This is a genomic window from Paenibacillus allorhizoplanae, assembly GCF_927798215.1.
Classification (GTDB): Bacteria; Bacillota; Bacilli; order Paenibacillales; family NBRC-103111; genus Paenibacillus_E; species Paenibacillus_E allorhizoplanae.
In genome coordinates, this window is the sequence record NZ_CAKMMW010000003.1 from 458308 (window position 1) to 484786 (window position 26479).

Consider the following 26479-nt stretch of genomic DNA (forward strand, 5'->3'; position numbering starts at 1 on the left):
TTCTACTTTATCTATCTATGTAAAATAGAATTGAGCACTTCTTGTACTTCTTCTAGCTCCCCTTCGGGAACAACAATTTCAAACTGGTTTTTGGATAAAGAGATGCCTCGTACCTGAACTAGAAAACCTTCTTCCGTCAGTCTCTGTTTAATCCGCTCTGCAATTTTCGCAGTAGGAGCTATATAGATCACCGTCCACATGAATAAACCTCCTATGACGTGCAACTACAACCACTAAGGCAACTAAGCAATGACGATAATAACATCCTTTATACGCATAGGAACACACAATGCAATAATGATAGCATAATTCCACTTTTGCCCGCAACAGAGCACATCGATGAAACGAAAATAAACGACTACACAGTCCACTTTGGACGTGAGCGTTTATCTAGAAATATAGCAGATTTAACGCGTGAAACATATCATTTCTATATGTAAAATAAAGCCTGAACTATTTAGGCTTAGTCCAGACGGTGTTTAGAGCTATAATCAGGCGCATGCTCATTTTGGTGAGCAATTCTGGCTGAGGCTGCTGCCGCTAATCCACAAACTAAATCGTCTAGAAACACATGAACAGCGCTGCGATCATCATTCAAAGCACGAATAATTCCAATTTTTTCCTTGTCCAAATAGCCGAAGCTGGTTAAACCAATCATCCCATACACATGAACAATACCTAGAGCTAACGTCTCGTCTACCCCATAGAGAGGTTCATCCACCTCAAGAATCGATTGCAGCGGCTCTGGCAGCAGTTTCTTCTCGGCTAATTCATCCAGTGCAATCCCTGTATAGAGGGTGTATTGCACTTCACGCTTAGAAAGTACGGCCATTACACTGTCTACACATTCTTCAATCGTGAGTTGATCATTATACGGCTTCTGCAGCTTGTATACAATTTCTGAGACTTGATCCACGGACACGCCGCGTTTCTGGAGTAGCTGGATCATGTGTTGTTCGGTCATAAATCCTCCTCCTAGCAATGGGATGCTTATATGAATAAGAAAAGCCGGGTTCCTATTCATATGCGGAGGAAGTCATATTTACCACAAGAACGACAAGCGAAAAACAAAGATTAAAATTTTCTCATTTTACTCGCACGGAATCTTTGCCCATAATCGTCTCGATCATGCGCGTAAGATCCTTGTTCGGATCGACCCGGTACTGGTCGCTCAAGGCCAAGAGCTTGTTGCTGCTCTCATAGAATAGCGCAACCGCAAGCTGGCCCTTATGCAGCTTCAACAGCGCCTTCAGCTGCAGGAGCTTATCCGGCTGCTCGCAATCAGCCGTGATCTTGACGAACACGCGCTGCGGCTTCGCCTCAGCAGCGGTAGGCTGTGGGCGCCCCGCTGCCGGGGCCGCCTGCGGTGCTGGAGCGGCGCTGCGCGCGCCGCTCTGTGAGGCAGCCGGGCGCGGTGCACGATCCCTGACGTCGTCAGGGGATCGTCTGCCCGCAGGCTGCCGGCGAAGCCGCTGGACGGCCTCCGGGTCGTCCAGCGCGGCCAGCTGCTCCGCGAGCAGCTTGGGCGGGTCCTCGTCCTGAAGCTGCAGCTTCGCACGGACGAGAACCAGTCTGCCCTTCTGCACGAGCGGAGCCGACTTCTTCCAGGTCTCGGGGAACAAGACCACCTCGACCTTATCAATGCGATCCTCCAGCTCCATGAACGCCATCGGGTCACCTTTTTTGGTGACGATCGTCTTGTTCGAGAGGATCATCCCAGCAACCAGAACATCGCTATGATCTGGAAGCTCTGTTAACTGATGCAGCATCACGGCATCCAGCTCTGCTAGCTGTTCCGTGTAGGCATCCAGTGGATGACCAGAGATATACATACCGAGCAGCTCTTTCTCGAGCTCGAGCTGCTTGGATTGCGGCATCGGAGGGATATTCGGCACCTCCACCTCCCAGTTCGGCTCTTCAACGAATCCGAAGAGGTGAAGCTGCAGATCGTCCCGTTCCTTGCGCCATTTCGTAGCAGAAGCAATGGTTTCATCGAGAATAGCGAGATGCTGGGCACGATGTCCACCGAGTGAATCGAAAGCTCCGCCTTGAATAAGCGATTCAACAACCCGCTTATTACATACACGGAGGTCGACCCTGCGACAGAAATCAAGCAAGCTCTCAAACGGAGCTTTCTTTCTCTCGCTAAGAATGGCATCGATGGCTTGTGTTCCTACATTTTTGATAGCAGCCAGTCCAAATCGGATAGCGCCAGCACTCGAATCCGGCGTAAACACCGTTCCACTGCCATTCACATCGGGTGGCAGGACAGCTAACTTCACTCGTCTGCATTCGTCAACATACTCAGCAACCTTACGATGATTCCCCATGACTGCGGTTAGCATCGAGGCCATGAAGTAGATCGGATAATGCGCTTTAAGATAAGCCGTTTGGAAGGCAAGGACGCCATAGGCTGTTGCATGAGCACGCGGGAAGCCGTAATCGGCAAACCGCACGATCATATCATACACATGATTCGCCTCATCCGCGTTAAAGCCTTGACGTAAACTTCCCGACACGAAATGTGTTCGCTCTTCATCAAGGACTTCCCGCTTCTTTTTGGAAACAGCTCTACGCAGTAGATCCGCTTCTCCTAAGCTGAAACCTGCCATCGACGAGGCAATTTGCATAATTTGCTCTTGATAAACGATGATGCCGTAAGTGTCCCGTAGAATGGGCTCAAGCGTTGGATGCGGGTAAACAACCTCCACTTGTCCGTGCTTACCGGCAATATATTTGGGAATAAACTCCATCGGACCTGGACGATACAAGGCTAAGACAGAAATAATATCTTCGAATTCAGATGGTTTCAAGTCCTTGAGGACCTTGCGACAACCTGTTGACTCCAATTGGAATACGCCTGTTGTTTCCCCTCTGCTAAGCATCTCATAGGTGATAGCATCCGAATCCATATTAAGGAGATCGAAGTTAATCTGAACCTCTTCCATTTCGGAAAGCCAATCGACCGTTCGTTCAATAATGGAAAGCGTCCGTAGCCCCAAGAAATCCATCTTGAGGAGTCCGATCGCCTCTAAATGCTCCATCGTATATTGGGTGAGTGCCGTCTGTGTCGTTCCTTCTTGTAGAGGTACGTAATGCGTTAGTGGCTCTCGTGAAATGACGACTCCGGCAGCATGCGTTGAAGCATGGCGCGGCATCCCCTCAACTCGCATAGCCATCTCTAATAGTTCTGCAGTCTTCGGTTGTCTGGCTACCATCCCTTTCAAATCTGAGCTAACCTGAAGTGCTTCCTTCAAAGTCATCCCGAGTTGATTCGGAATTGCTTTTGCTGCCCGATCCACATCCCCATAAGGCACATTAAGGACACGCCCTACATCCCGAACTGCGGCTTTCGCCGCCATCGTTCCGAAGGTAATGATTTGGGCTACATGTTCATGACCATATTTGGCAACGACATAATCAATAACTTCATCCCGACGTTCGTCGCTAAAATCGATATCAATATCGGGCATCGTTATCCGTTCCGGATTTAAAAATCGTTCGAATAGCAGCTTATATTGCAGCGGATCGACATTCGTAATGCGGAGCACATACGCTACTAAACTTCCCGCAGAGGATCCCCGCCCTGGCCCTGTCATGATCCGTTTCTCATGCGCGAATCGAATAAAGTCCCACACGATTAAAAAATAATCCGAGAAGCCCATGTTCGCTATGACACCAAGCTCGTAAGAGAGTCGTTCTTCGGCTTGTTTTCTCAATGGATGGCTCGCATCGTGCCACTCAGGCTTGCTTCCATAACGCTGTTCTAGCCCTAGTCTGCACAGCTCCTGCAAATAAGCCCCTGCTGTTAAATGCTCAGGGATCGGACTGAAACTTGGCAAAATCGACTTACCGAACTTCAGTTCTAATTCGCAGTGCGAGGCAACCACAGCAGTATTCGCAAGCGCTTCAGGCACATGGACGAATAAACGCCGCATTTCCTCTTCGCTTTTCAAATACATCTGACTCGTGCCCATCTTGAGGCGATCTGTGTCCTCTACTGTTTTGCCAGTGCCTATACAAATAAGAATATCCTGCATGACATGATCTGGCTCTGTTACATAATGCACATCATTCGTTGCGATTAAAGGAATCCCGGTCTCTTTGCTCAATTCAATCATCGAAACCATCACTTTTTTCTGCTCAATCATGCCGTGATCTTGAATCTCCAGAAAGAAATCGTCACCGAATATGTCGCGATAACGCTCTGCTGCTTTGCGAGCTTCGTCATATCGGTTATGCAGCAAATGCTGAGAAACCTCACTGCCTAAGCAGGAACTAAGGCAAATAAGCCCTTCCGAGTGTTGGGATAAATGCTCTAAATCAATACGTGGTTTATAGTGAAAGCCCTGTAGATGTGCAATCGACGTGAGCTTCATTAGGTTTTGATAGCCTTTGAAATTTTTGGCAAGCAAAATAAGATGATAAATCGGCTGTTCCTGCCGCGATCCTTTTTCACGAATGGAACTCGAAGTGAAGTAAACCTCACAGCCAATAATTGGTTTGATGCCCCGCTGTTTGCAAGCTTTGTAGAAAGCTATCGCCCCATACATGACGCCATGATCTGTCAACGCCAAAGAAGTCATGCCCAGATTGGCAGCTTGTGTAACAAGCTCCTCCATCCGTGCCGCACCATCTAATAAGCTATATTCACTATGCACATGCAGATGTACAAACGAACTCATCCGCTGGTTCCCCCCTTCTTTCGTGATTTATTCCTTACATTTTATCATATTGGAGCTAGCCAGTCCCATACAGTAGTAGAGAGAGTATGTCCTCCAACTCAGTAGAAAGGAAGCGATTGGCACATGGCTGGCTTTTGGGCAAGTATTATCATGTATTTCTGTATTGCGTTTGGAGTCGTATTCGGAGGCAGTATGTTAAGCGGGATCGCAGCCGTATTAACCTTGCAATCTCCAACCGAGAAAATGCTGACCATTTCGGAAAATATCAAAATTTGGGCAATGGTCGCTGCGGTAGGCGGTACTATTGATCCAATCCGTTATATTGAAAGTCATGTGGCCATCGGCCACCTCAATCCGGCAATCAAGCAGATTGTCTATATCGTCGTTGCATTTACAGGGGCACAATTCGGAACTGCGCTTATTCAAATGATCTGCAAAGGTGGGCATCAGCCTTGAGAGTCCCTCCTTTTGCCCGATACCAACGACTGCTTGCGAGCTTCGGATTATTATTGTCGGGAGCAATCATTGGGAGCGCAGTTTATATGAGCATTCATCAACACACGTATAATGAGTTGTACGTACAATTGCATAAGGTTATACAGGAGAATTATGATCTCCAAGATGATATCGCTAGCTTGAATAAAACCAAAAATAATCAAACCTTAGTCAATGTCATTAATGTTCATCTGCTGCCCAAAAATCAAGATGATCTAATCAGCGAGGATATTCAAAAGGAAATCGAAGGTGATGTGAAAGCTGAGCTCAAGCTCGTCATTGGCCAAAAGGCAACTTTCGTCAGGGATTCACAACCCCTCTACGAACGTCTTATCACACAAAGAACGTATTTCCTGCATGATAAAAAATATGTCGTCGAGGTCAAATCCATTGTGTTAATCCAAACCGAATTAACCCTTTGGATTACAGCGCAAGAGAAAAAAACATAACGTGAAATGGCCGCTCATCTTGCAATCCCCTCTTAAAATCGCTAAAGTTAATTGTAAATTCAACGAAAAGGGACGGATTGTCGTTATGCACGCCATACAATTGACGTTATTCATTCTTATTTGCCTCTTCCTTGGGCTTACCTTGTTCTATAGCATTCGCTCACGTCGCGAACCAGATGCTGCCAAACGAGGCTTGTACACAGCACGCATGAACATTTGCATGGGCTTGATGCTCGTACTCATTGCGATTACACAGATCTTTTTCTTCAGTGAATCCAGCTTCCGCCGCATTTTCGGTACCGTGCTCGTATTGATCGGTGTATTCAATGTTTTCGTTGGTATTCGGAATCACGGTCACTTTGATCGTCTACTCCGCTAGATCACTTGTGCGGTTAGCATCGCCTTGGAAACCAGGGCTCCTGCATGGTAAATCTCTACATCGATTTTGCCAAATTTACGGCTCACCTCAATGATGGTGGGTCGTATTTCTATTTTGGAATCAATCTGAAGCGGCTTTAGAAAGTAGGTCGACATATTATCCATGACGAGATCCCCCTTCTTATGCTCCTGCACAATGCGATAGGCTGCCTGCGTCATAAGTGTCGTAAGAACCCCTTCCGAAACCGTCCCCAAATGATTCGTCATCTGCGGTGTAATGACACCATGAAATTGCAGTTTGCCCTTCTCATCTCTGACCTCTTCCATCCCGGACCAGATCAAATCTTCAAAGGTTTCGCCGTTCTGCGGCTGCTTCTGAATCGATTGCATGGCTTTCAAGATATCGCTGCGGTTCAGCACACCGACGATTTTGCGATTCGTATCCACAACTGGCAAAAGCTCAATGCCTTCCCACACCATCATGTGTGCGGCCGATGCGACCGACGTCTGCGGTGACACGGTTAATGGATTGCGTGTCATTAATTTATCAACGGATTGTTGGATACTCGCGCCAACCATATCTTTGGACGTTACAACACCGATAATCCGATTCCACTCATCGACAACAGGAAAGCGGCTGTAGCCTGTATCCTCGGACATGCGCTGCCAATCCTTCAATGTACTATTCGCCTTTAAGGCGAAGAGGGCTGCACCAGAGGCGAGAATATCTTCCACGAGCATGATTTTCTTTTTGATCAAACGATCGTAGATAGCCCGGTTAATCATGGATGCGACGGTAAACGTGTCATAGCTGCTTGAAATAATCGGCAGTTCCAGCTCATCCGCTAGAACTTTGACGTCAGGACTCGTGTTAAATCCACCTGTAATAAGAACGCCAGCGCCTTGTTCGAGAGCACACAAGTGAGCTTTATTCCGGTTACCTACAATAAGTAAACTGCCTGCCTCAATATAACGCATCATGGCGTCTTGCTCCATTGCGCCGATGACGAACTTATGCAGCGTCTTATGCAGCCCTTTCGCTCCGCCAAGCACCTGGCCATCCACCATGTTCACAACCTCGGCAAAAGTCAGCTTATCAATGTTCTGACGGAGTTTCTTCTCGACACGAACGGTTCCGATCCGCTCTTTCGTTGAAACGAGTCCCTGATTCTCGGCCTCTTTAATTGCGCGGTATGCTGTGCCTTCGCTGACTTCCATATTTTTGGCGATTTTGCGTACGGAAATCCGACTTCCTAACTTCAAGTCCTCAATGTGCCGCAAAATCTGCTCATGCTTCGTTAATGTATCGACGGAATGTGTATCCAACTGTTACACCTCATTATTAGATCCTGTATTAGTCTGTACTACTAGTATAATCGTTCCACTGGGTAAGAACAATGAGGGTTTGGAAGATGGAAAAGCATCCAACCCTATAGGATTGGATGCTTCATAGTCATTATACCAAACATATGTTCGAAGTCAAAGTTTAGCTCATTCTTCGCTTACTTGCGGAATTGAAGAAGCTTCCGTCTGCCTTGTACAAGTTGTTCCATTTGCCATTTCTTCATCCGGTTAATGCGGAGTTGTTGCTTGCGTTTCTCTTCATCTACACCAAGGATTTGGTGCAAATGTGCGGCGATGATGAGCAGCGCCATCACAAGCCAGATGACGCTAAAAATCATCGGCAATGAGCCCACTTCGCGAAAATTCAATTGGGGAATGGAATAAAATAACATGCCGACCGCCAAACTCATGTACACGACATTTTTGAAACCTTTCAACCGAATCACACGCCTTTCGTTCATAATAACCTCGAACCTAGCTCTACCTACTTCCATTGTATGAGACAAGTCGTCGAGATATGAATGCGTGGGGCGCAACATGTCCAAGTTTATTCTACTTCGTAGCCTTGGCTGCTTAGAAAGGCTTTCATATGCTTCCTTGGACGCTGCGCTTTCGCAGCCATTTCCTTGGACCAGGTCGTATCGACTTTGCCGCCGGTACGCACGTTCATATAGTCGCGTAGCGTCTCGTCGTATGCAAGGGCCGCGGCTGGATTGAGCGTATACCGATTCTCATGGTATACGGCTTCAAGCGGGAGCCGCGGGCGGTGCAGCGGCTCTTGGTCCGGCATGCCGATGCACATGCCGAAGATCGGGTACACGAGCTGTGGCAGGCCCAGCAGCTCGGATACTTCCGCGGGCTTATTGCGCAGCCCGCCGATATAACAGACGCCGAGGCCGAGTGACTCGGCAGCGATCGCTGCATTTTGCGCAGCTAATGCAGCCTCGACCGTGGCAATGATGAGATTCTCAGCATTGCCGGTGACCGGCGTGTCCACGTGTTGGTGGACCGCCTCCGCGTAGCGGTAAAGGTCTGCGCACCACACGAGGAACAGCGGGCACTCGCTGACGTAAGCTTGATTGCCAGCTAGCTCAGCTAGCTGGCTCTTCAGATCATCATCTGTCACATGGATGATGCTGTATGCTTGCATATTGCTAGAGGTGGAAGCAGCCTGAGCCGCTCGGATAATCGCCTCGCGTTGCTCGGTACTTACGGGCTCATTCGTAAATTTACGAATAGAGCGATGACTTTTTAGTAGATCAATGATTGCATTCATGAATGGGTCCACTCCTCTATCTCTTTTCTATCAGTATCCTTGAATTTGGAGCGATTTTCAAATGCTGATCAGATTTGAAATGAGAGGTGTTTTGGCGGGCTGGTGTTGAGGCAGTTGCAGAGACTGGGGTGGTGAGGACGAGGATGCTAGAGTAGATAGTGGGGCTGGTAACTGATGATGAGGGGGGCAGGATGTTCGTGCACGTGCGGAAGCTCTGCTAATAGTCCACACTACTGATACTCGTACGGGGGCTCAGCGGATGGTGCGCAGCGCAGGACCTCTGCCAGTTCCTAATGCTCGTTCAAGGCACATATTCCCCTTTTCCACGAAAAAGCTCCCACCAAAGCTGCATTGCCGCAGTTTTGTGGGAGCCGTTTTTGTGAAAGCTGAGGCATCATAGTTTCTTTATGCAGGTGCTGATGAGAATGTCTGACCGGTGCTGGACTAGAATGGGGCTAGAACAGAACTCTTCCCGTAATAGCTGGTACAAATGCTAAGCGAGCTACTGCTCAGAGGTTTCTTACCTCACTTAAACAAAACTTTTCTTCCCTTCCGATACAACAAAGTTAAGATCCACGGTATGGCCACAATCAAGACAAACACAATGCCATTATAGACATTAAATAGTAGAATTGATCCCGGCATGTGAACCTTATATTTCCATAAGGAGAGTAGGGCGGGGTGCATCAGGTAGACGCCGAAGGAGACCATCCCCAGTGAGACGAAAAAGCTCGCAACACGCTTCCATTTTAACAAGAGCTCCTTAGCCATCCAGATCATGCTCACACCAATGCCAAGGTTGTACAGCAGCCACGCAATCTCATACCATGTATTTTCAAAAGAATATCCTCTAGAAGCTAATAAATACAGTCCCGTGTACACCAAACCACTCAAGATTGAGGATGGAATGACCCACCCTTTGTTGCGATCCAGCCACGCGCGGAAATTGCTGTAATTCATCCCAATGGCGCCGCCAACTAGGAAGTAACCGAAATAGGTGATACATAGCTCCGGCTTATGGCTGATAGGTCCGACCCAGTGACTATAGATGTAGACACCAGCTTGAATCGCTAATCCCCAAAAGGCTAGTGTTTTACGAAACCATGCTGCATTCCTTACTGCCCAGACGAGCAAAGGAAACAACAGGTAGAACTGCACAATAATGATCATAAAATATAAATGATAGCCGGAATCTGCCCATTTTAGCTGCTTGAGAAATACACTTAAATCTATTTTAAGTGGATGCCCTGGCGTCCATAACCACGGATTATATATATAGTAGAAAAAGGACCAAACGATATAGGGGACCAGCACTTGCCGAACGCGTTTCCAATAGAATATGCCAGCTTGCTTAGCGCTCCAATTATCCGCATAAATATAGAACAGCACGATGCCGCTCAAAAAAATAAAGACAGGCACAGCAAAATAACTTATTTTGTTCAAAAATAAAATAAACAGCTGCGTGCTGCTGCCTTTCAACGCTGGATCTACTGTCCAGTCCGCCGTTACATGAATCAGAACTACAGCCAAGATGGAAATAGCTCTGACAATATCAAGCTCCGTAATCTTTGCTTTTGCCATGTCGGTTTTCTATCCTCATTTCATAATAAATACCCTTTAACTATAGACATTTTCGACATGTTTCGCAACAAGGGAATACGCAAAAGAGTCCCAATCGCATGGATTGGAACTCTGTATCATACTTGCTTCGATTGACCTACCTTAACTTGACGTTTACGTGACGACAATTGAAATCTAACCAACGTTAAACTCACAAGAATGATCGCTGTTGCGATATACATCATGGCTGCCCAGCCTTGCTTACTTTCTGTCCCTAGGAAGAATCCATGCAGCAGGGACAATACAAATATCGGATAAGACAACAGATGAAGGGCAAGCCATACCTTTCTTTTCAACTTATTTCGAATATCTGTTGTGAACAGTACAAGGAGTAAACCATACATGGCGATCGTCCCCAAGCCGTTCAGTACTGGATTATTTTTAGCTGAAAAAGGGATTAACAGTTCCGCCCAGTCGAAAGGCATGAAAGTATCTATAATGAGAAAAGCCGTGTGTAGAAGGGCAAAGCAGGTTCCTGTTAAATTCGCATAGGTGTGCCAGCGGAGCAGTTGGCCTTTCTTATGCCCTTTGATCTGGGGATAGCTATAGATAATACCGATCGCCATGCCAACGAACAAAGTTAAATAAGAAAGTATACCAAAGGTTCGAATAAGCATCCAAGTTGGCAGTTCAATCAAGAATTGAATCATAAGCTTCTTTCTCCTTTCAACCCTGTCCAGGAATGCTCCATGCTCCCGAGAAGCGGCTTCACTTGAAACACATCACCCACAGAGGTATATATGAGCGCTTCCATATCTTGTGATCTACGTTGGAAGAGCGGAACTCCTTCCTCCATTCCGAGCATACACAACACTTTTGCCCAGACTTCACATGCAATCAAATCTTGGCCGACAACTGTGCACTGCACAACAGATGATAGGCTTGGCCGCATCGTGCGTGTATTTATCAAATGGTGCATCTCCCCTGCGTTCGTTAGCCAACGTCTGCGTAAAATGCTGGAAGTAGCTACAGCACCCGTTCGTAGTTGAAGCGTAACTTCCTTGGACGGATCCGTTTCGAAGGGATTGGCAATCCCGATACACCAAGGCTCATTCACTGCAGCCCCTCCCCATACCGTTACATCTCCACCAGCATTAATGAAGCCTCTACGAACTCGCCAATCCGTCCTCAAACGATTCGCAACCTGCTGTGCAGTCCAGCTTTTCACAATTCCACCGAAATCCACTTTGTCCCCAGCTAATAAGCGAACCGATTTCATCCAAGGATCCACTTGCAGCGCCATACCTAAGTATGGGGGAGAATTCGGTTGCTCAAGCTCCATCATTCGTTCCTGTATACGCTCAAATGATTGTCTATATCCAGCCTGTTCCATTGCATGTCCAACACAAATATCAAAAGCACCATTTGTTTGTTCCTTATAATGCCTCGCTAGTTCAAGAACTTCGAGCATGCTGTCGGAAACAAAACTTAGCTGACCACTTCTCGCATTGAGATATGAGCATTCACTTGTAGGAAGAAACCGGCTAAACCTTTGCTCAGCAAGATCAAAACCATCCAATACAGGGATTTCAAGCTCAGCGGTTGACTTTTCCGATTCCAATAAGACTTGTATGTGTGAATTCATCGCACGAAATGTAAAGTCTCGAAACATGTAGCCATCCCCTCCAGCCCAGACTCGAAGCTAGGATGCGTGACTTCTTGTGTGGGTCTGCGTATTGTTTTGCGTTTGCGATTGTGGAAGTGATTGCGCGGAAGAGCTATCTGACTGATTAAGCTGGCCTCGACTACTACTTGCACTGCGCTTCATCCTATTACCTGAATTGCGATCGAAAGATTCTGAAGGTGGCACATCCTGCTTTTTCTGTGCAACCACGGTTGTCGTATTCAGCATAGAATTCGATGCTTTTTGAACAGCTGCAAGAAATTCAGGGCTCTCTTTAACTTCCTGAAACAAATAGACAACAATCATCGCACTAACGAGTCCGATCTGCCATTTGGTCCATTTTGAGGATGCTTTCATACCCATCCCATCCCATCTCTATGAATAAGAATCTAAGCTCATTATACGCGGTTAAGTACCTAAAATCCTGAGTAAACCCTAAAAATTAGCTGAATAATCCCTGAAGTTATGTTTGAAGAATGGGCGCTTTCCTCCCGAAGCCTAGGCACAAAGGGAAATATGTCCTCATATGATGGAGTAGTTTACTTTGTATAAACAGCAATACCGCCATGACCAGATAAGAAAGTATTCGCTTTCGGTTTACCAAACAACTTTCTTGTTGGAGATAAAATCTACCAGATATAGGGATTTTTGGTCGGAAACCAAAGTCTCTCCTTTCCCGGGGCCCCCACAAAATAATGTAGAAGCGCATTTCGAAGAAAGCCAATGATGACTAACCGTGTTAAGCGGAAAGTGTAGATGCCGACTGAACTCTCACTCAGTGCGGACTGACTTTGCTTCGAAGATTCTCGTCACTTTGTAGGGGAGAATAGCGGTCGATCATCCTTGAATGGCCTCGATAGGGATTTTCTCATGCTGGAAGGAGTGTTCACTATTGACCAGATCGAAAGTTGGCGTAACCATTCAAAGCACCAGCATCTTTTTGGATGATCGGACCGTTGTTCTAAGTGAAGCTATTGCAAGAAAATGGAAAGTTCCGTCCAATCAAATGATTAACATGCGATTCGGCTCCTCTCAGCAGGATGTTAAAGTGGTCACAGCTGCTGTACCGAATAGCCTTCGTGTCGACCCTGCGCTTGCATCTAAGATAGGTCTTCATCATGGGGCTCGGCTTACCATCAACTATAAGCCAACTTCGAATACAATGTCGATTGGACCCTTAATTGGTGTCATGATTAGCCGCGTTAACGCGAGTTCTACGAGCCGCCCTTTTGGTGCTATCACCACTTTTTGTAAAGAACTGACCGATGCGTGTGATCAGATGGGGGCTAGCGTGTGTTTCTTCCCACCCAAAGAAATGCGCGCCAACCCACAGTCACTTTCTGCTTATTCTTATGCCAATGGTTCTTGGAGTAAAAGAACGTTCCCGATTCCGAATGTCATTTACAATCGTCTCACCTCACGCAAGTACGAGAATATGCCCAATGTTCAACAGTTCATGAAGGACGTTAAGTCCCGCTATGGCACGGAAATCTTTAATGAGAAATATCTCAACAAAACAGAGGTTTTCGAGGCTTTACGGAAAGATAGCTCGTTGCATAGCTACTTGCCTGAGTCTTATCTTTTCAAAAACTTTCAAATGCTGAAATCTATGGCTGCTCGCCATAGTGTTCTATTCCTTAAACCCATTACGGGAAGTCTTGGAAATGGCATTATTCGTATTCGCAGAGAAGGCCTTGGCGAAGCGTATACGGCTCATTCAACTAGCCTTGCAGGCGTCCGCCGACAAACATTCCCTTCTCTGCTAGCCGTTTTTCAATCCGTTTCCGGAAAGCTTAAGACACAGCGCTATCAAATACAGCAAGGACTTGATCTCATTTCATCCGAGGGGAATCCGATTGACTTCCGAGCACTTGTGCAGCGGGGAGAAAAAGGAGAATGGGAAATCACTTCGATTGTAGGTCGGATTGCAGGTGCTCAGCACTTTGTTTCTAACCTGGCACGAGGTGGATCCTTATCCACTGTACCGGCTGCGCTCGCCAAAGCCTCTTTCTCCACGACTGCAGCGCGCGCTTCAATTATTCGTCGTTTACGCAAGGCCTCTTTGGACATTGCCAAAGGGATCGAAACCCAAATCCCCAGTCATTTCGGTGAATTAGGAATTGATCTTGCTGTTGATCGATCAGGTAGAGTATGGCTGCTCGAAGTGAACTCCAAGCCCTCTAAGGATGATAATACAGCGCTCAACACCGACAACACGAAAAATAAAATCAGACCATCTGTAAGAACTTTAGTTAAATACGCTCGTTTTCTAGCGAAGCATTGAGGTGAACTATGCGATTGCGAACACAACGACCTTTGTTAGGCATCATGGTTACCGAACTAAACCGAGAACTGCCCTTTGCAAGCTCGAGTTTTTATCAGAATCTGTCGGCACATGGTGCTAGCAAAGGGATCGATGTGTTTGTTTTCTCGCCAAATCGCATCGATTGGATGCAAGGGATGGTAAGAGGCTATATGTATGACCGGATACAGTCAGCATGGATGACTAAGCTGTTCCCCCTTCCCTCTCTCATCTATGATCGCTGCTTCTTCAGTAATAAACATAGTTATCTCACTTATCAATATCATGTACGCAAGCTGCGTGAGATCCCTACGATTCGATTCCTTGGCTACGGTCTTGGCGGAAAGTGGGAAGTGGGGCTGATTCTGCAGAAAGATCCTGCCTTACTGCCCTACTTGCCAGAGACCAGTAGACTCCGAAGCGGACATCAACTTGAAAGTTGGTTACAGAGCCATTCAGATGCATTCTTAAAACCTCAAGGCGGGAGTCAAGGCAAGGGTGCAATTCACATTCACAAAGAGGGTTCCCGATTTGGGCTGCAAGGACGAGATGGACGTAATCATCCCGTCTCAGAAGAGTTTCAAGAATGGTCAGCTTGCTGGCAATGGCTGAAGCATCAAATAGGCTCACGTCCTTATCTCCTGCAACAATATTTACAACTCCACTCCATGAACGGAATGTCCTATGACGTACGATCGCTAGTTCAGAAAAATGGTCGGGGAAATTGGGAACATACGGGCATGGCCGTTCGCGTTGGAAAGCCTGGAAGCATCACTTCTAATCTGCATGGCGGAGGTACTGCCGAAGATGTGAGTGCGTATCTAACTCGCGAATTCGGGGTGATGAAGTCCGAACAACTAATAGACACCATAACCACGCTTTCTAATCATATCCCGTCTGTACTCGAGTCCAATCACGGTCGGTTAGCCGAGTTAGGCATTGATTTCGGTATTGATACCAGCGGACGCGTGTGGATTCTTGAAGTGAATTCAAAGCCGGGTCGAACGATTTTCGCCCGATTGCATAATGAGCGAGCTCGTTCGAAATCAATTGCAAATCCAATCCACTATGCTGGATTTTTGTTGAACAAACAGCTGAGCTGAAGTTAGCTAAGCTTTGTTTGAACGTGCTCATGGGGGCAGAACGTCATATCTGCTTGGTTTGACACGGAAAGCCCCGTAGGGCAACAAGTTTAGGAGGGTAACCTAATGAGTTTGACATCGTGTATGCTCCACGCCGTACAACGAACAGATAGATCGGTCTACTTAACGAGTGATCTCGCCAAAGCTTTACGGTTAACCGGAACTAAATCCATTACTGTAAAGGTTGGGAGTAAAGGGACTTCGTTACCGGTCCGTTTGATCAAAAAAAGTGGTCAGCATATGTACATCCCGCTTTCCCTAATGGCCTCCTTGCGTATTCCTCGCACTGGGAATGTGTTAGTCGTTAATACCAACAATAAAGAGCTTCGCATCGGTCCACTTATTGGTGTTTTAACCAATGTGGAAAACGGTACATCGCCATTCGGTTCCAAAACAGGCTTCATACGTCAAGTTATCAACACGGGCTCACAACGTTCTTTCAGCTTCGCTTTCAGCCCTAAGAGTGTGAATTGGATTCAAGAGACCGTATCGGGCATTATTCCCAAAGAAGGCGGCGGTTGGATGCGTAAAACCTTCCCGCTTCCAGATGTCATTTACAATCGGCTCTCTAGCCGTAAAGCTGAGAAATCAGCAGGAATGGAGGGATTTAAGAATCGCTTCGTACAACGAGGCGTTCCGATCTTTAACTGGAGCTTCTTTGATAAATGGGATGTTTACAAAATGCTAGATGGCGACGAAGCCTTTCGCTTCGTACCCGAATCCCGAATAAATCCCACTGCCGAACAAATCAAAGAAATGCTGGATAAACATAAATTTATTTACTTAAAACCAACAGCAGGCAGCCTTGGCATCGGCATATATCGTGTTACCTATAATCCGAAGCGTGGTTATTTCGTCCGCTTCCGGAAAGGGAATAAAAACGTCCTGATTCGTTATGCCAAATTCGAAGGTTTAATGCAAATGCTGGGAACGGGACGCGGCCGTTTAGCCAGCTATGTCGCCCAACAAGGAATTCGACTCATCGAAATTGATAACTGTCCGATTGACTTCCGCTTTCACTTAACGAAAAACGGCAGTAACCAATGGGTTGTTGCAGCGATCGGGGCTAAGAAATCAGGAAAAGGCAGTGTCACAACGCATATCCGAAACGGTGGGCAGCTCATGACACCTGAGCAGGTTCTTCGTCTAGTTTATGGGGCACGCGGGGAACAAATTCTTGATAATGCCAAGGAAACAGCGATTAAACTCGCACAAGGCATTGAAAATAATTACAATCATTTACTCGGAGAATTAGGTTTCGATATCGGAATTGATCAAAACGAAAAAGTGTGGATGTTTGAAGCTAATGCAAAGCCTGGTCGATCTATTTTCAAGCATCCTTCGCTAAAAGAAGGAGATACGGCCACCCTTCAAAGTGTGTATGAGCATTGTCTTTATTTGAGCCGTTTCCGCTCAAGGAGGGAAAACTAATGGGTTTTACCCTTCATGAGAGAGCTCCTAAACCAACATTAGCTATCCTCACCGTAAAAGACAGTTCCCGTGTATTTCGTGGAAATTTAGATAACTTTCTTGACCTGATTAAAACAGGCGAGCGATATGGTCTGGACGTTTATGTCGTGACAACCAAGGACTTCAGTATTTCGAACTCTGAAATGTACGGATATCGCTTTCGACCAAGTGCGAATAAATGGAGCAGGGAACTCGTTCCCTCTCCTCAAGTTGTTTACAACCGTATCCCTTATCGAAAAATGGAAATGAGACCTGAGGTCCAGCAAACGATTCAGGCTTGTAAACGCAGCACCAGCATTCATTTATTCAATCCTTCCTTTTTCAATAAATGGACATTATTCAGTTGGTTAAATAACGCTAAAGAAAGTAAGCCGTTCATGCCGGATACCCTGCAAATGAAAGAAGTATCTGATCTCTCCCAATTATTACAAAAGCACCCTGTACTCTATTTGAAGCCTGTTAAAGGTAAAGCTGGTATGGGCATTATGCGTATAGATCGTGTTACCACTAAGGGAAGCAATGGACAATATCGTCTTAGTCGCCTTGAAGACAAGAAGATGGTCTATAGTTATCATAACGGTTCGGAGGATATCTGGCATGATTGGGAGCGTCATAGCGGTGGCCAAGATTATATCGTCCAACAAGGGATTGCGCTAACCAGATTCAAAGAACGTGCTTACGATCTGCGTGCATTAGTCCAGAAAACTGCAAGAGGTGAATGGAGTGTCTCGGGGATTGGCGCCCGCGTAGCAGGCAAAGCTAGCATAACCACACACGTTCCGCGCGGAGGTTCCATTGACGAACCAAGGAAGCTGCTTGCTTATGTTTTCGGGCCCAAAGAAGCCAAAAATATTCTCAAACGGGTTCGTCAAGCGGCGATAACACTGGCTACACAAATAGAGAAATCATCAGGCAATCCACTTGGTGAAATGTCCATGGATATCGGTGTTGATACGTCTGGACATATTTGGTTTTTTGAAGCGAATTCGAAACCAATGAAATTCGATGAACCTCAAATCCGCCAGAAATCGCTTGAACGGATTATTCAATACAGTCTGCATTTGATCAATAATCGGAGAAGAAGGTGATTATGCTTGGCTCAAGAACGACTAGGCGTACTCGCTATTTATTTAAACAACTCACGACTTGAGGAACTAGCCTATTTCAAGCGGCTTAGCAAGGAAGGCCAACGGCTAGGCGTTCAAGTCGAGGTGTTTACTCCGGCGGATGTACAGGGAAATGCCGTGCGAACTCTCACATTTGATACAAGTCGAGGAAGATGGCTTCGGAAGTACACAACATTACCTCCCATTATCTACGATCGCTGCCGCTATAAAGCCGCGGCGAATTATCATATGCTTCAATCTTTTCGCAACCGCCATGCCAAGCTCATCTACTTGAGCAAACCGCTGGCCAATAAATGGGCGATGCATCAAACCCTTTCTCAAAGCAATGCCATTCGCCCTTATCTGCCATCAACCGTTCGCTATAGCACCATTCATGAGTTGATGAGGTTTCTGAAGAAACATAAGCTCATCTACGTAAAACCGAAAAATGGCACTGGAGGTAGAGGAATTCTTCGAATTGAACAGATTTCCAATGATCTCTATTTGTTACAAGGCAGAAATCAATACCGATCGATCATTGCTCCCTTCAGAGCGAATGAGAGACAGCTGGCCATTAAGCTGCATACGCTGAATCTGAGTCCCGACTATGTCGTTCAGCAAGGGATCCATCTAACATTGAATGATGGTCGTGTTCATGACTATCGGTTATTGATTCAGAAAAATGGTCAAGGCGAATGGGAAGTGACGGGGTGCGCAGGAAGAATTGGCCCTCATCGCAGTATTACTTCCAATCTTCACGGTGGCGGCACGGCTGTAACGCAAGATCGCTTACTAGGATACCGCTTCTCATCTCAAGAGAAAATTGTAAGCATCAAAGACGAGATGAACGATTTCGCCTATAAGCTGGCCGACTATTTGGAGGTCAAATTCGGGAAGCTGTGTGAATTGGGGATGGATATCGCTGTAGATCCCAAAGGCAATGTCTGGCTGCTTGAAGTAAATCCCAAACCATCAAGGGAAGTATTTCGCAGGATCGGACAGCACGCCACCTACCAGAAGGCCGTAACAAGGCCACTAGAATATGCGCTTTGGATGCTGCGGCAGAAAAAAGGCACGGATGACAGAACTGATTAATCGTTCACGAAAAAACAAGCGAATCACCTTGCTGGGTGAACGCTTGTTTTTTGGGTTTACTTCGCTTATTCGTGCCCTAGATGCCCCATCGTTTGTACAAAAATTTGCTCAATGTGCTCGTCGTCCAAAGAGTAATAAACGGTCTTGCCTTCTTTTCGTCTTTTGACAATATGAAGATCCCGCAAATACCTAAGCTGATGGGATACTGCAGACTGCTCCATCCCAATTCGCATGCCCAGATCGTGCACACAAAGCTCCTTGTTCAGTAGAAAGTAGATGATTTTGACGCGTGTAGGATCCCCTAGAGCTTTGAAGATCTCTGCAATTCCAGTCGCTTGCTCATCGGTCAGCTCACTCTCTCGTTCCGCTTGCGTTATAGCCGTATGCTCACAGCTGCAATCATCCTCGGATACTTTCCTCGCTTCCAGTACTCCCTTATCCATAGGAAATCCTCCTGTCTTCGTCACGTATTTTATACCGGAAGCGCTTGATGGTTGATCGTTGACTTCTCAATTTGTATGGTCGCGTGTGTAATGCCAAACCGCTTCTCAATCACGCTAATTCCTTGCTGCAGAATAGCTTGGCTATCCTGATCATCCTTAATCAGCAAATGACAACTCATGGCTTCAATGCCCGAAGTAATCGTCCACACATGCAAGTCATGCACATCAATGACACCTTCGATTCCTTCTAGGACTTGTTTAACAGAGACCATAGAAATAGAACTTGGTGTTCCTTCCATCAAGATATGAAGGGTTGATTTCAGGACGCCCCAGGCGCCTCTTAAAATAAGTAGTGACACAATGATGCTAATAATTGGATCTGCCGCGTACCAGCCGAACAGCAGCATCACAGCACCGGCAATAATTGCGCCAACAGAACCTAACGCATCACCTAAGATATGCAGATAAGCACTGCGTAAATTTAGATTACCATGTACATCGCCCTTACGCATGAGCGACCAAGCGCTTAATAAATTGGCGATTAGTCCTATGCACGCGATGATCATCATGGACCCGCTAGCAACGGCAGTAGGATGGAGGAATCGTTCAATCGCTTCCCATATAATGAGTCCAGCAATGACGAATAGGGTCACCGCATTAAAAAGTGCTGCTAATATTTCAATACGATGAAATCCAAAGGATAAACGAGCTGAGCTAGGCTTCGCTGTAAACCATAGCGCTAAAAGGCTCAATGCTAACGCACCTGCATCGCTTAGCATGTGACCAGAATCCGATAGCAGTGCCAAACTGTTCGTCCAGAGTCCGCCAACAAATTCAAGCACCATGATACCCGCTGTTATGCCTAACGCGATCAGCAGCCCTTGCTTATTGCCTGAATGCCCGTGATGATGTCCATGGTGATGTCCGTGCCCATGATGGTGATGCCCGTGGTCATGATGATGATCATGGTGTTGACCGTGGTTCTCAGCTTCATGATGCTTAGCTTCTCCGTGGTCATGTCCACATGCGTGTTCCTTTTTCGAATCATGCTGATGCATGGCATTCCCTCCCCAGTTGCACACTACATACTTATAACTACAAATTGATATATGAATGATTACTCATATGTTAATAATAAATAAGCATGCTTGCCAGTGTCAATAGGCTTCTCCAAAAATGAGAAAAACTTGTATCGATATCCTTCGAGGATGAGCGAAAACTTATACTCTCTCAAGTGGAATAAGACCGATTCGTCACACCACGCATGGTGAGCATGAATCGGTCTTATTCATGAGCAACTAGACTCGCTTAGGTCCCCGTTGCTGTTTTATTCGCCCCAGCTTCCACCACGTCAGGGTCTACTGTAATTGTCGCACTGAATACGGTCCCAGATATGGAGAAGTCCCCAGTGATTCCTCCGCCAGCTCCTGTGTATGTTTTGGAAGCACTCGTCGGGGCTATGATACACGTATCTCCGTTAATCAGGTTTCCTTCATTCCTTATAATATTAAATATCCCTACAAAAGAAGGCATTCTGATCAGCACCTTTATCTCTCAATGTGCTACAGTGTATGCCCAAGGCTCCCTCTTTGCGACAACCTGCGAGAATTAGGATATGTAGTCAAGCAGCTCAGCAAATCGTCCAATTCGGATATGTGCACCCTCAAGTTCACCAGCGTCTCGAAAGCCTGCATAGTCGCATGCCACAACAGTAAGGTTATTGCGAAGTCCCGCTTCTACGTCTGACGAACGATCTCCAACCATCCAAGCAGACTGAATACCGTGTTTTTCAAGCAAAATTTGGACTAAATCTACTTTGGAACGCGTTTGATACTCTCCTGCACTATATAAGCCCTCGAACAGATGCTCTAGCCCCATCTCCGCGATAACTTGTTTGACGTAATCTTCTAACCCATTGCTGGCTACAAATAGTCGAACGCCTTTGGCATGCAAGGTCTGCAAGGTTTCTGCCACACCCTCATATAATACCCCGCGACCTTCCTGAAGTCCCTCGACCTGGTATTTGATCAAAAGCTTATCAGCCTCCTGATGTACGGCAACAGGCGACTCTGGCATAACACGCATCCATATTTGTTCAAGGAGCATGCCTAACGCCCCGAGAATTCGTTCTTCAGGCGGTGTCTCCCCTTCATATATTCCTTGGGCTCGAAGCTCGTCGAAGGTCGCATGGTAAGCTGGTAATAGTAAGGTTTCCGTCTGAAATAACGTCCCATCCAAATCAAAAAGCATCGCTTCTGGCAGTTGTCCCCGAGTAGTCATGTTCTTACTCCTTTATATGTATAAAATAGTTGTAATGATCTATGTTAAGAATGGCAAACATACCCATGTAAGTCAATGTAGAATAGTGGAAAATGGTTATTGCCGATCTTAAAAATATCAGTTATGATTGAAATGAGAATAATTTGATCAATAAATGAAATTTTCACGCAAAATAAAACGAACTCTTACTAAATAGTAATTGAACTTACTTATCTCTCTAACCACTTCCATCTTACATCCATGAAAGCGAGGAATAATGAATATGAATCTTCATATTTTCCAGAATCAACAAGAACTTAACGAAGCAGGTGCAGGTATTATAACCTCTCTGGTTCAAATGCAGCCCAAAGCTGTTCTCGGCTTAGCCACAGGTGGCACACCGGTTGGTATTTACGAAGAGCTCGTGAAAGCCTACGAGAAGGGGCGCGTTAGTTTTAAACAAGTGACAACTTTTAATCTAGATGAGTACGTTGGCTTACCTGAGGATCATTCTGAAAGCTATCATGCTTATATGCAGCAGCATTTATTTGCGCATATTGATCTTCCTGCGGAAGCCGCTCATATCCCGAATGGAAATGCACCTGATTTGGAAGCAGAGTGTGAGCGATTCAATCAACTTTTGGATGATGCGAAGCAAATTGATCTGCAAATTCTAGGCCTTGGCCATAATGGTCATATCGGCTTTAATGAGCCTGACGATTCCTTAATCAGTGGTACACACCGTGTTGAATTAAAAGAAGAAACGCGTGAAGCCAATGCGCGATACTTTGATTCCATTAATGACGTGCCTACACATGCTTTGACGATGGGCGTTGGTACCATTTTGAAAGCCAAAACAATTCTATTGATCGTACGCGGCGCTGATAAAGCCGAAATCGTACATCGCGCTCTAACGGGACCTATTACAACCGAAGTTCCTGCAACACTGCTGCAGACTCATCCTCACCTAGTTGTTCTTCTTGATGCTGAGGCTGGGAGGCTGTTCGAATGAGCGAGCTACTCATCTCAGGTGCCAAGGTCGTCACGGAACATGGTATCATTGAAAATGGAATTGTTCATGTAGTAGATGGCAAATTGGCCTACGTAGGCGAACCATCTGATTGGCAGGACACAGCTAGTCCAAGTGTGGTTCGCATCGAAGCAGACGGTAAATGGTTACTGCCTGGCTTCATTGACGTTCATGTGCACGGCGGTTACGGCGCAGATTTCATGGATGCGAATTCGGAAACTTTGAATACGATCACCAAATATCATGCTTCCCACGGCACAACTGGCATGCTGGCTACGACGATGACCGCAACGCGTGAAGCCATTGATCGTGTGCTCGTTGAAGTGCACAGCTATATGGAGCAGGGCATGCCTTATGCTCAGCTGCTTGGCGTGCACTTGGAAGGTCCTTTCATCTCGCCGAAGTGGGCCGGCGCTCAAGATCCGAAGCTCATGGTTACGCCGCAGCTTGATTGGTTGAAAGAATGGCATGAGCGGTTCCCGCAGCTCATGAAGCAGTTGACGTTGGCCCCCGAGCGCGAGGGGGGCCATGAGATGATCGCGTGGCTGCGCAATCATGGCATCGTTGCCGCATGCGGCCACACGGACGCCTCTTACGCCGACATCCAGTCGGCGGTGGCAGTGGGGCTCTCGCATGCGGTGCATACCTTCAACGCGATGAAGCCGCTGCATCATCGCGAGCCAGGGACCGTCGGTGCTGTGCTCACCGACGCACGCATCAGCGGCGAGGTGATCGCCGATGGGATCCATGTGCATCCAGCAGCGATTAAGCTGCTGACGATGGTGAAGCAGCCGCATGGCTTGCTGCTGATCACGGACGCTATGTCCGCCGCCGGGCTCGGCGACGGGCAGTACGACCTCGGCGGCCAAGCCGTGACCGTGCAGGCAGGCGTTGCCCGGCTGACGGAGGGCGGCGCGCTCGCCGGCAGTACGCTGACGATGATCGATGCGCTCCGGTTTATGGTGCGCGAGGTCGGTGTCAGCGTCACAGACGCGAGCCGCTATGCTAGCGGCAATCCGGCGAGGCTGCTCGGCCTCGAAGCGACGCACGGCTCGATTGCCGCAGGCAAGCACGCCGACTTGTTGCTGATCAGCTCGGAGCTTGAGCTCGAGCAGGTTTGGGTGCACGGCGTGGCGATGAAAGAAGCTTAATCGTGGTTGTCGAATTAATTAAATTTAATATGAAAAAGAGGTCACTCTGTCGTTATTCAACGAGGAGTGACCTCTTTTTGATTTAAGTTTCAGCAAGACTTAACTAGATTCATAAGCAGAGCCACTTCTTCACTCAAGTTAGTCGGTTTTACCGAGTAACTCCTCTCTCAAGCTCGCCTCTGTACCCGAGTTAGCCGGGTTCTTCGACTAATTCCTTGCACAGGTTCGCTCCCACACCCGAGTTAGCCGGTTTTACCGGCACCACTCCCTAATAAATCTTCTTCTCTTCCCGATCCGCTTTCAAAATCTCAACTGCCTCCCTAAACCGCAAGGAATGCACAATCTCCCGCTCCCGCAGAAATTTCAAGCTATCCTGTAAATCCACATCATCGGTCACGTCAATTAACCATTGGTAAGTCGCTCTCGCCTTCTCTTCTGCTGCTATGTCTTCGTAAAGGTCGGCGATAGGGTCTCCTTTCGCTTGTATGTAGGTTGCGGTCCAGGGGACACCACCAGCGCTCTGATAAAAGAGCCCTCGATCATGGGCTACGTAGTGATCATCCAATCCTGCCGCTTTCATTTGCTCCAAAGTGGCATCTTTCGTCAGCTTATACACCATGGTCGCAATCATCTCAAGATGAGCAAACTCCTCCGTACCTATATCCGTCAGCAAACCTACAACCTTATCCGGAATCGAATAGCGTTGGTTCAAATAACGAAGTGCCGCAGCAAGTTCCCCATCTGCTCCCCCATACTGCTCAAGAAGCAGTTTGGCCATCCGCGGATCACATTTGCTTACCTTGACTGGGTATTGCAACTTTTTCTCATAAATCCACATGGGCTATCCTCCTTCTTAAACTTGCCATGGCCAAGGAGTCTCCACCCACTGCCATGGCGCTTTCGTGAAGCTGTGTCCAAAGGGCATCAAGGGGCCAAACTCCATTTCGAACTGTTGTGCCATATGCATGCGCTTATGGGCAAATTGATTATACTGCTGGAGCACGCTGAGATCGTCAGGATGCGTATCCAAATACAGAGTCAACTCCACCAATACAAAATCCACGGCTTGCAAATCACGAAGTTGCTTGTAATAGGCTTCAGGCAGTACTCGCTCGCTCATGTTGATTGGCCTCCTTCATCACCTCTTGTCTCCTGTAACGGATTCGGATAGGGCCCATAAAGTGCTGGCCACAATGTTCCTATTCTCAGGGCATCATAGGGGCTAAATTGCGGCAATCCTGGCGGTTGAAAATGCATATATAATTGTGGCGGTGTATTATACCATTTCACTCGAATCGGTGGACAAGGATCACATGGTCCGATATACGGGTACCAACTTTTAAATTGTGTGTACATACGTCTCCTCCTTTTCAGAGCCTATATGACTCGTTATATGCGGCATAACTTGACCAAAATCACCATTTCCCCAACTTTTTCGATGGAAAAATCACTTCTGCTTCTTTCCCAAGCCTTTCTCTCCACCAACGCAAAAAAATCCCTCACCGATTGCACCCACGCAATTCGAAAAGGGATTTCTTTTAGCCCATTTTTAATCTAATTTAATATTCAAATTCAGCACGCCTGCTTTGCGCAATGCTTGATAAATAATGACGACCAGAGGGCCGAGGAACAAGCCAGCAAAGCCTAGCCATTCAAAGCCAATGTACAAGGAAATTAAAGCCGCTAAAGAGTTGATCCCAACCGCATCACTAAGCACTTTAGGCTCTACAATCCGACGAAGGATGATGAGTATCAAGAAGAGCACGAATAGCCCAATTCCCATACTCGTATATCCTAGCAACAGCTGATAAATGATCCATGGGATGAAAATAATTCCAGTCCCAATCACAGGCACGAATTCCATCACCATAACGAGCAGTGAAATTGCGAGTGGGTACTCTGCTCGAAGGACGAGCAATCCAATGAAAGTCAACAAATACGTAAAGATCGCCATGATCAGCTGAGCGCGTATGAAGCCAAAAATGGCCTCACGCAAATAAGTCAGCACATGCTCCATTTTATCCTTCGTTTTCGTTTCAAACATCGAGAGAAAAGCAACCTTCAAATTGGGCAAGTTGTACATGCACAAATACAAGGTGATCACATAGATGATCAATAGCATGAATAAATTAGGAATTTTCCCGGCCATATTGAGGAAAAAGCCTGAAATACCACTCAAAATACTTGTCAATGCTCCGGTTAACGTCTCTGTACTCCGTTCTACCCACGTCTGTACTTGCGCTGCCATCTCTGGTGATAAAGAATCATAGAATACTTGGGTTCGCACCACAGCTTGATCCACGTATTTATTGACATCCTCCATATAATTAGGCGCTTTACGACCAAGATCGATTAACTCCGTTACGACATTCATCCCAATAAAATAGATTAATGCCACCATCAGCAAAGTAAATGCCGTACTAACGATTGTTGCGGCGACAAAGCGTTTCATTTTCGCGACACGCATCAAGAGAGTTGTGAGTGGGTCTAAAAAAATAGCAGTCACCAACGCTAAGAAAAATGGCAGCCCTACGGTGAACAAACCGTATAACACCAATATTCCTATCGCCATGATTATAGCTGTCCTGGGTGACATAGAGACTCCTCCGA

The 26479-nt window shown here is 46.7% G+C and carries 28 protein-coding genes; 10 read left to right on the plus strand and 18 right to left on the minus strand.

Annotation, left to right across the window (positions count from 1 at the left end; translation table 11 throughout):
- Positions 1-11: 11 nt before the first annotated feature.
- The 3 genes from L6I86_RS08135 to L6I86_RS08145 all read right to left on the minus strand — a co-directional run bounded on the left by L6I86_RS08135 (position 12) and on the right by L6I86_RS08145 (position 4685).
- A complete protein-coding gene (locus tag L6I86_RS08135) occupies positions 12-200 on the minus strand; it encodes a hypothetical protein (RefSeq protein ID WP_028554922.1) in 189 nt (62 codons plus the stop codon).
- Positions 201-463: 263 nt separating this feature from the next.
- Positions 464-964, minus strand: coding sequence for a phosphatidylglycerophosphatase A family protein (locus tag L6I86_RS08140; RefSeq protein ID WP_056624067.1), 501 nt, complete (start codon positions 962-964; stop codon positions 464-466).
- 121 nt (positions 965-1085) lie between these two features.
- Entirely contained in the window at positions 1086-4685 is a 3600-nt protein-coding gene (locus L6I86_RS08145; RefSeq protein ID WP_236286062.1) for a DNA polymerase III subunit alpha, read from the minus strand.
- Positions 4686-4808: 123 nt separating this feature from the next.
- Here L6I86_RS08145 and L6I86_RS08150 point away from each other — a divergent pair, with 123 nt between their 5' ends.
- The 3 genes from L6I86_RS08150 to L6I86_RS08160 all read left to right on the plus strand — a co-directional run bounded on the left by L6I86_RS08150 (position 4809) and on the right by L6I86_RS08160 (position 6008).
- A complete protein-coding gene (locus L6I86_RS08150; RefSeq protein WP_056624073.1) occupies positions 4809-5141 on the plus strand; it encodes a YtrH family sporulation protein in 333 nt (110 codons plus the stop codon).
- Positions 5142-5227: 86 nt separating this feature from the next.
- Positions 5228-5629 carry a sporulation membrane protein YtrI gene (locus L6I86_RS08155; RefSeq protein ID WP_236286063.1) on the plus strand — a complete coding sequence of 134 codons (402 nt, stop codon included), beginning with the start codon at positions 5228-5230 and terminating at the stop codon, positions 5627-5629.
- Between the two features lie 85 nt (positions 5630-5714).
- Positions 5715-6008, plus strand: coding sequence for a YtpI family protein (locus tag L6I86_RS08160; protein ID WP_236286064.1), 294 nt, complete (start codon positions 5715-5717; stop codon positions 6006-6008).
- Here L6I86_RS08160 and L6I86_RS08165 read toward each other — a convergent pair.
- The 7 genes from L6I86_RS08165 to L6I86_RS08195 form a co-directional block, all read right to left on the minus strand.
- A complete protein-coding gene (locus L6I86_RS08165) occupies positions 6005-7333 on the minus strand; it encodes a DRTGG domain-containing protein (RefSeq protein WP_236286073.1) in 1329 nt (442 codons plus the stop codon). The genes L6I86_RS08160 and L6I86_RS08165 overlap by 4 nt on opposite strands.
- Positions 7334-7509: 176 nt before the next feature.
- Entirely contained in the window at positions 7510-7812 is a 303-nt protein-coding gene (locus L6I86_RS08170) for a hypothetical protein (RefSeq protein ID WP_235550640.1), read from the minus strand.
- A gap of 86 nt (positions 7813-7898) precedes the next feature.
- Positions 7899-8627, minus strand: a complete 729-nt coding sequence (gene nfsA / locus L6I86_RS08175) for an oxygen-insensitive NADPH nitroreductase (protein WP_236286075.1) — start codon at positions 8625-8627, stop codon at positions 7899-7901.
- Between the two features lie 525 nt (positions 8628-9152).
- Positions 9153-10208 carry an acyltransferase gene (locus tag L6I86_RS08180; protein WP_236286076.1) on the minus strand — a complete coding sequence of 352 codons (1056 nt, stop codon included), beginning with the start codon at positions 10206-10208 and terminating at the stop codon, positions 9153-9155.
- Positions 10209-10324: 116 nt separating this feature from the next.
- Complete coding sequence (locus tag L6I86_RS08185; RefSeq protein WP_236286078.1) at positions 10325-10897, minus strand: ferric reductase-like transmembrane domain-containing protein; 573 nt, start codon at positions 10895-10897, stop codon at positions 10325-10327.
- Positions 10894-11859, minus strand: a complete 966-nt coding sequence (locus L6I86_RS08190; protein WP_236286079.1) for an FAD:protein FMN transferase — start codon at positions 11857-11859, stop codon at positions 10894-10896. The genes L6I86_RS08185 and L6I86_RS08190 overlap by 4 nt, the downstream gene beginning before the upstream one ends.
- A 30-nt stretch (positions 11860-11889) precedes the next feature.
- Positions 11890-12228: a hypothetical protein gene (locus L6I86_RS08195; protein ID WP_236286080.1), complete on the minus strand. Its 339-nt coding sequence runs from the start codon at positions 12226-12228 to the stop codon at positions 11890-11892.
- A gap of 535 nt (positions 12229-12763) precedes the next feature.
- Here L6I86_RS08195 and L6I86_RS08200 point away from each other — a divergent pair.
- The 5 genes from L6I86_RS08200 to L6I86_RS08220 all read left to right on the plus strand — a co-directional run bounded on the left by L6I86_RS08200 (position 12764) and on the right by L6I86_RS08220 (position 18986).
- The gene (locus tag L6I86_RS08200; RefSeq protein ID WP_236286081.1) at positions 12764-14155 is read left to right on the plus strand and encodes a YheC/YheD family endospore coat-associated protein; all 1392 of its coding nucleotides are present in this window, start codon (positions 12764-12766) and stop codon (positions 14153-14155) included.
- 14 nt (positions 14156-14169) lie between these two features.
- The gene (locus L6I86_RS08205) at positions 14170-15276 is read left to right on the plus strand and encodes a YheC/YheD family endospore coat-associated protein (protein ID WP_236286083.1); all 1107 of its coding nucleotides are present in this window, start codon (positions 14170-14172) and stop codon (positions 15274-15276) included.
- Between the two features lie 105 nt (positions 15277-15381).
- Positions 15382-16746, plus strand: coding sequence for a YheC/YheD family endospore coat-associated protein (locus L6I86_RS08210; RefSeq protein ID WP_236286085.1), 1365 nt, complete (start codon positions 15382-15384; stop codon positions 16744-16746).
- Positions 16746-17873 (plus strand): YheC/YheD family endospore coat-associated protein, encoded by a 1128-nt coding sequence (locus L6I86_RS08215; RefSeq protein WP_236286086.1) that lies wholly within the window; start codon positions 16746-16748, stop codon positions 17871-17873. The genes L6I86_RS08210 and L6I86_RS08215 overlap by 1 nt, the downstream gene beginning before the upstream one ends.
- A gap of 6 nt (positions 17874-17879) precedes the next feature.
- Positions 17880-18986, plus strand: coding sequence for a YheC/YheD family endospore coat-associated protein (locus L6I86_RS08220; protein ID WP_236286088.1), 1107 nt, complete (start codon positions 17880-17882; stop codon positions 18984-18986).
- A gap of 65 nt (positions 18987-19051) precedes the next feature.
- Here the strand turns inward: L6I86_RS08220 and L6I86_RS08225 are convergent, their stop codons facing one another.
- The 4 genes from L6I86_RS08225 to L6I86_RS08240 all read right to left on the minus strand — a co-directional run bounded on the left by L6I86_RS08225 (position 19052) and on the right by L6I86_RS08240 (position 21709).
- Complete coding sequence (locus L6I86_RS08225) at positions 19052-19429, minus strand: ArsR/SmtB family transcription factor (protein ID WP_236286091.1); 378 nt, start codon at positions 19427-19429, stop codon at positions 19052-19054.
- A 29-nt stretch (positions 19430-19458) separates the two neighbouring features.
- Entirely contained in the window at positions 19459-20487 is a 1029-nt protein-coding gene (locus L6I86_RS08230) for a cation diffusion facilitator family transporter (RefSeq protein WP_236286093.1), read from the minus strand.
- A gap of 250 nt (positions 20488-20737) precedes the next feature.
- Entirely contained in the window at positions 20738-20962 is a 225-nt protein-coding gene (locus tag L6I86_RS08235) for a spore germination protein (protein ID WP_236286094.1), read from the minus strand.
- 75 nt (positions 20963-21037) lie between these two features.
- On the minus strand, positions 21038-21709 hold the full coding sequence (locus tag L6I86_RS08240) for an HAD family hydrolase (RefSeq protein ID WP_236286095.1): 672 nt from the start codon (positions 21707-21709) through the stop codon (positions 21038-21040).
- A 262-nt stretch (positions 21710-21971) separates the two neighbouring features.
- On the opposite strand from L6I86_RS08240, the gene nagB reads away from it, so the two are divergent.
- On the plus strand, positions 21972-22700 hold the full coding sequence (gene nagB, locus L6I86_RS08245; RefSeq protein ID WP_171637939.1) for a glucosamine-6-phosphate deaminase: 729 nt from the start codon (positions 21972-21974) through the stop codon (positions 22698-22700).
- Entirely contained in the window at positions 22697-23869 is a 1173-nt protein-coding gene (nagA, locus tag L6I86_RS08250) for an N-acetylglucosamine-6-phosphate deacetylase (protein WP_236286096.1), read from the plus strand. The genes nagB and nagA overlap by 4 nt, the downstream gene beginning before the upstream one ends.
- A 268-nt stretch (positions 23870-24137) precedes the next feature.
- Here the strand turns inward: nagA and L6I86_RS08255 are convergent, their stop codons facing one another.
- From L6I86_RS08255 to ytvI, 4 genes are all read right to left on the minus strand, one after another.
- Positions 24138-24707, minus strand: a complete 570-nt coding sequence (locus L6I86_RS08255) for a manganese catalase family protein (protein WP_236286097.1) — start codon at positions 24705-24707, stop codon at positions 24138-24140.
- Positions 24708-24722: 15 nt separating this feature from the next.
- The gene (locus L6I86_RS08260; RefSeq protein ID WP_236286101.1) at positions 24723-24989 is read right to left on the minus strand and encodes a spore coat protein CotJB; all 267 of its coding nucleotides are present in this window, start codon (positions 24987-24989) and stop codon (positions 24723-24725) included.
- A complete protein-coding gene (locus L6I86_RS08265) occupies positions 24986-25225 on the minus strand; it encodes a spore coat associated protein CotJA (RefSeq protein WP_236286105.1) in 240 nt (79 codons plus the stop codon). Before L6I86_RS08265 ends, L6I86_RS08260 begins: the two co-directional genes overlap by 4 nt.
- A gap of 193 nt (positions 25226-25418) precedes the next feature.
- Complete coding sequence (gene ytvI, locus L6I86_RS08270; RefSeq protein ID WP_236286110.1) at positions 25419-26465, minus strand: sporulation integral membrane protein YtvI; 1047 nt, start codon at positions 26463-26465, stop codon at positions 25419-25421.
- Positions 26466-26479: the final 14 nt, after the last annotated feature.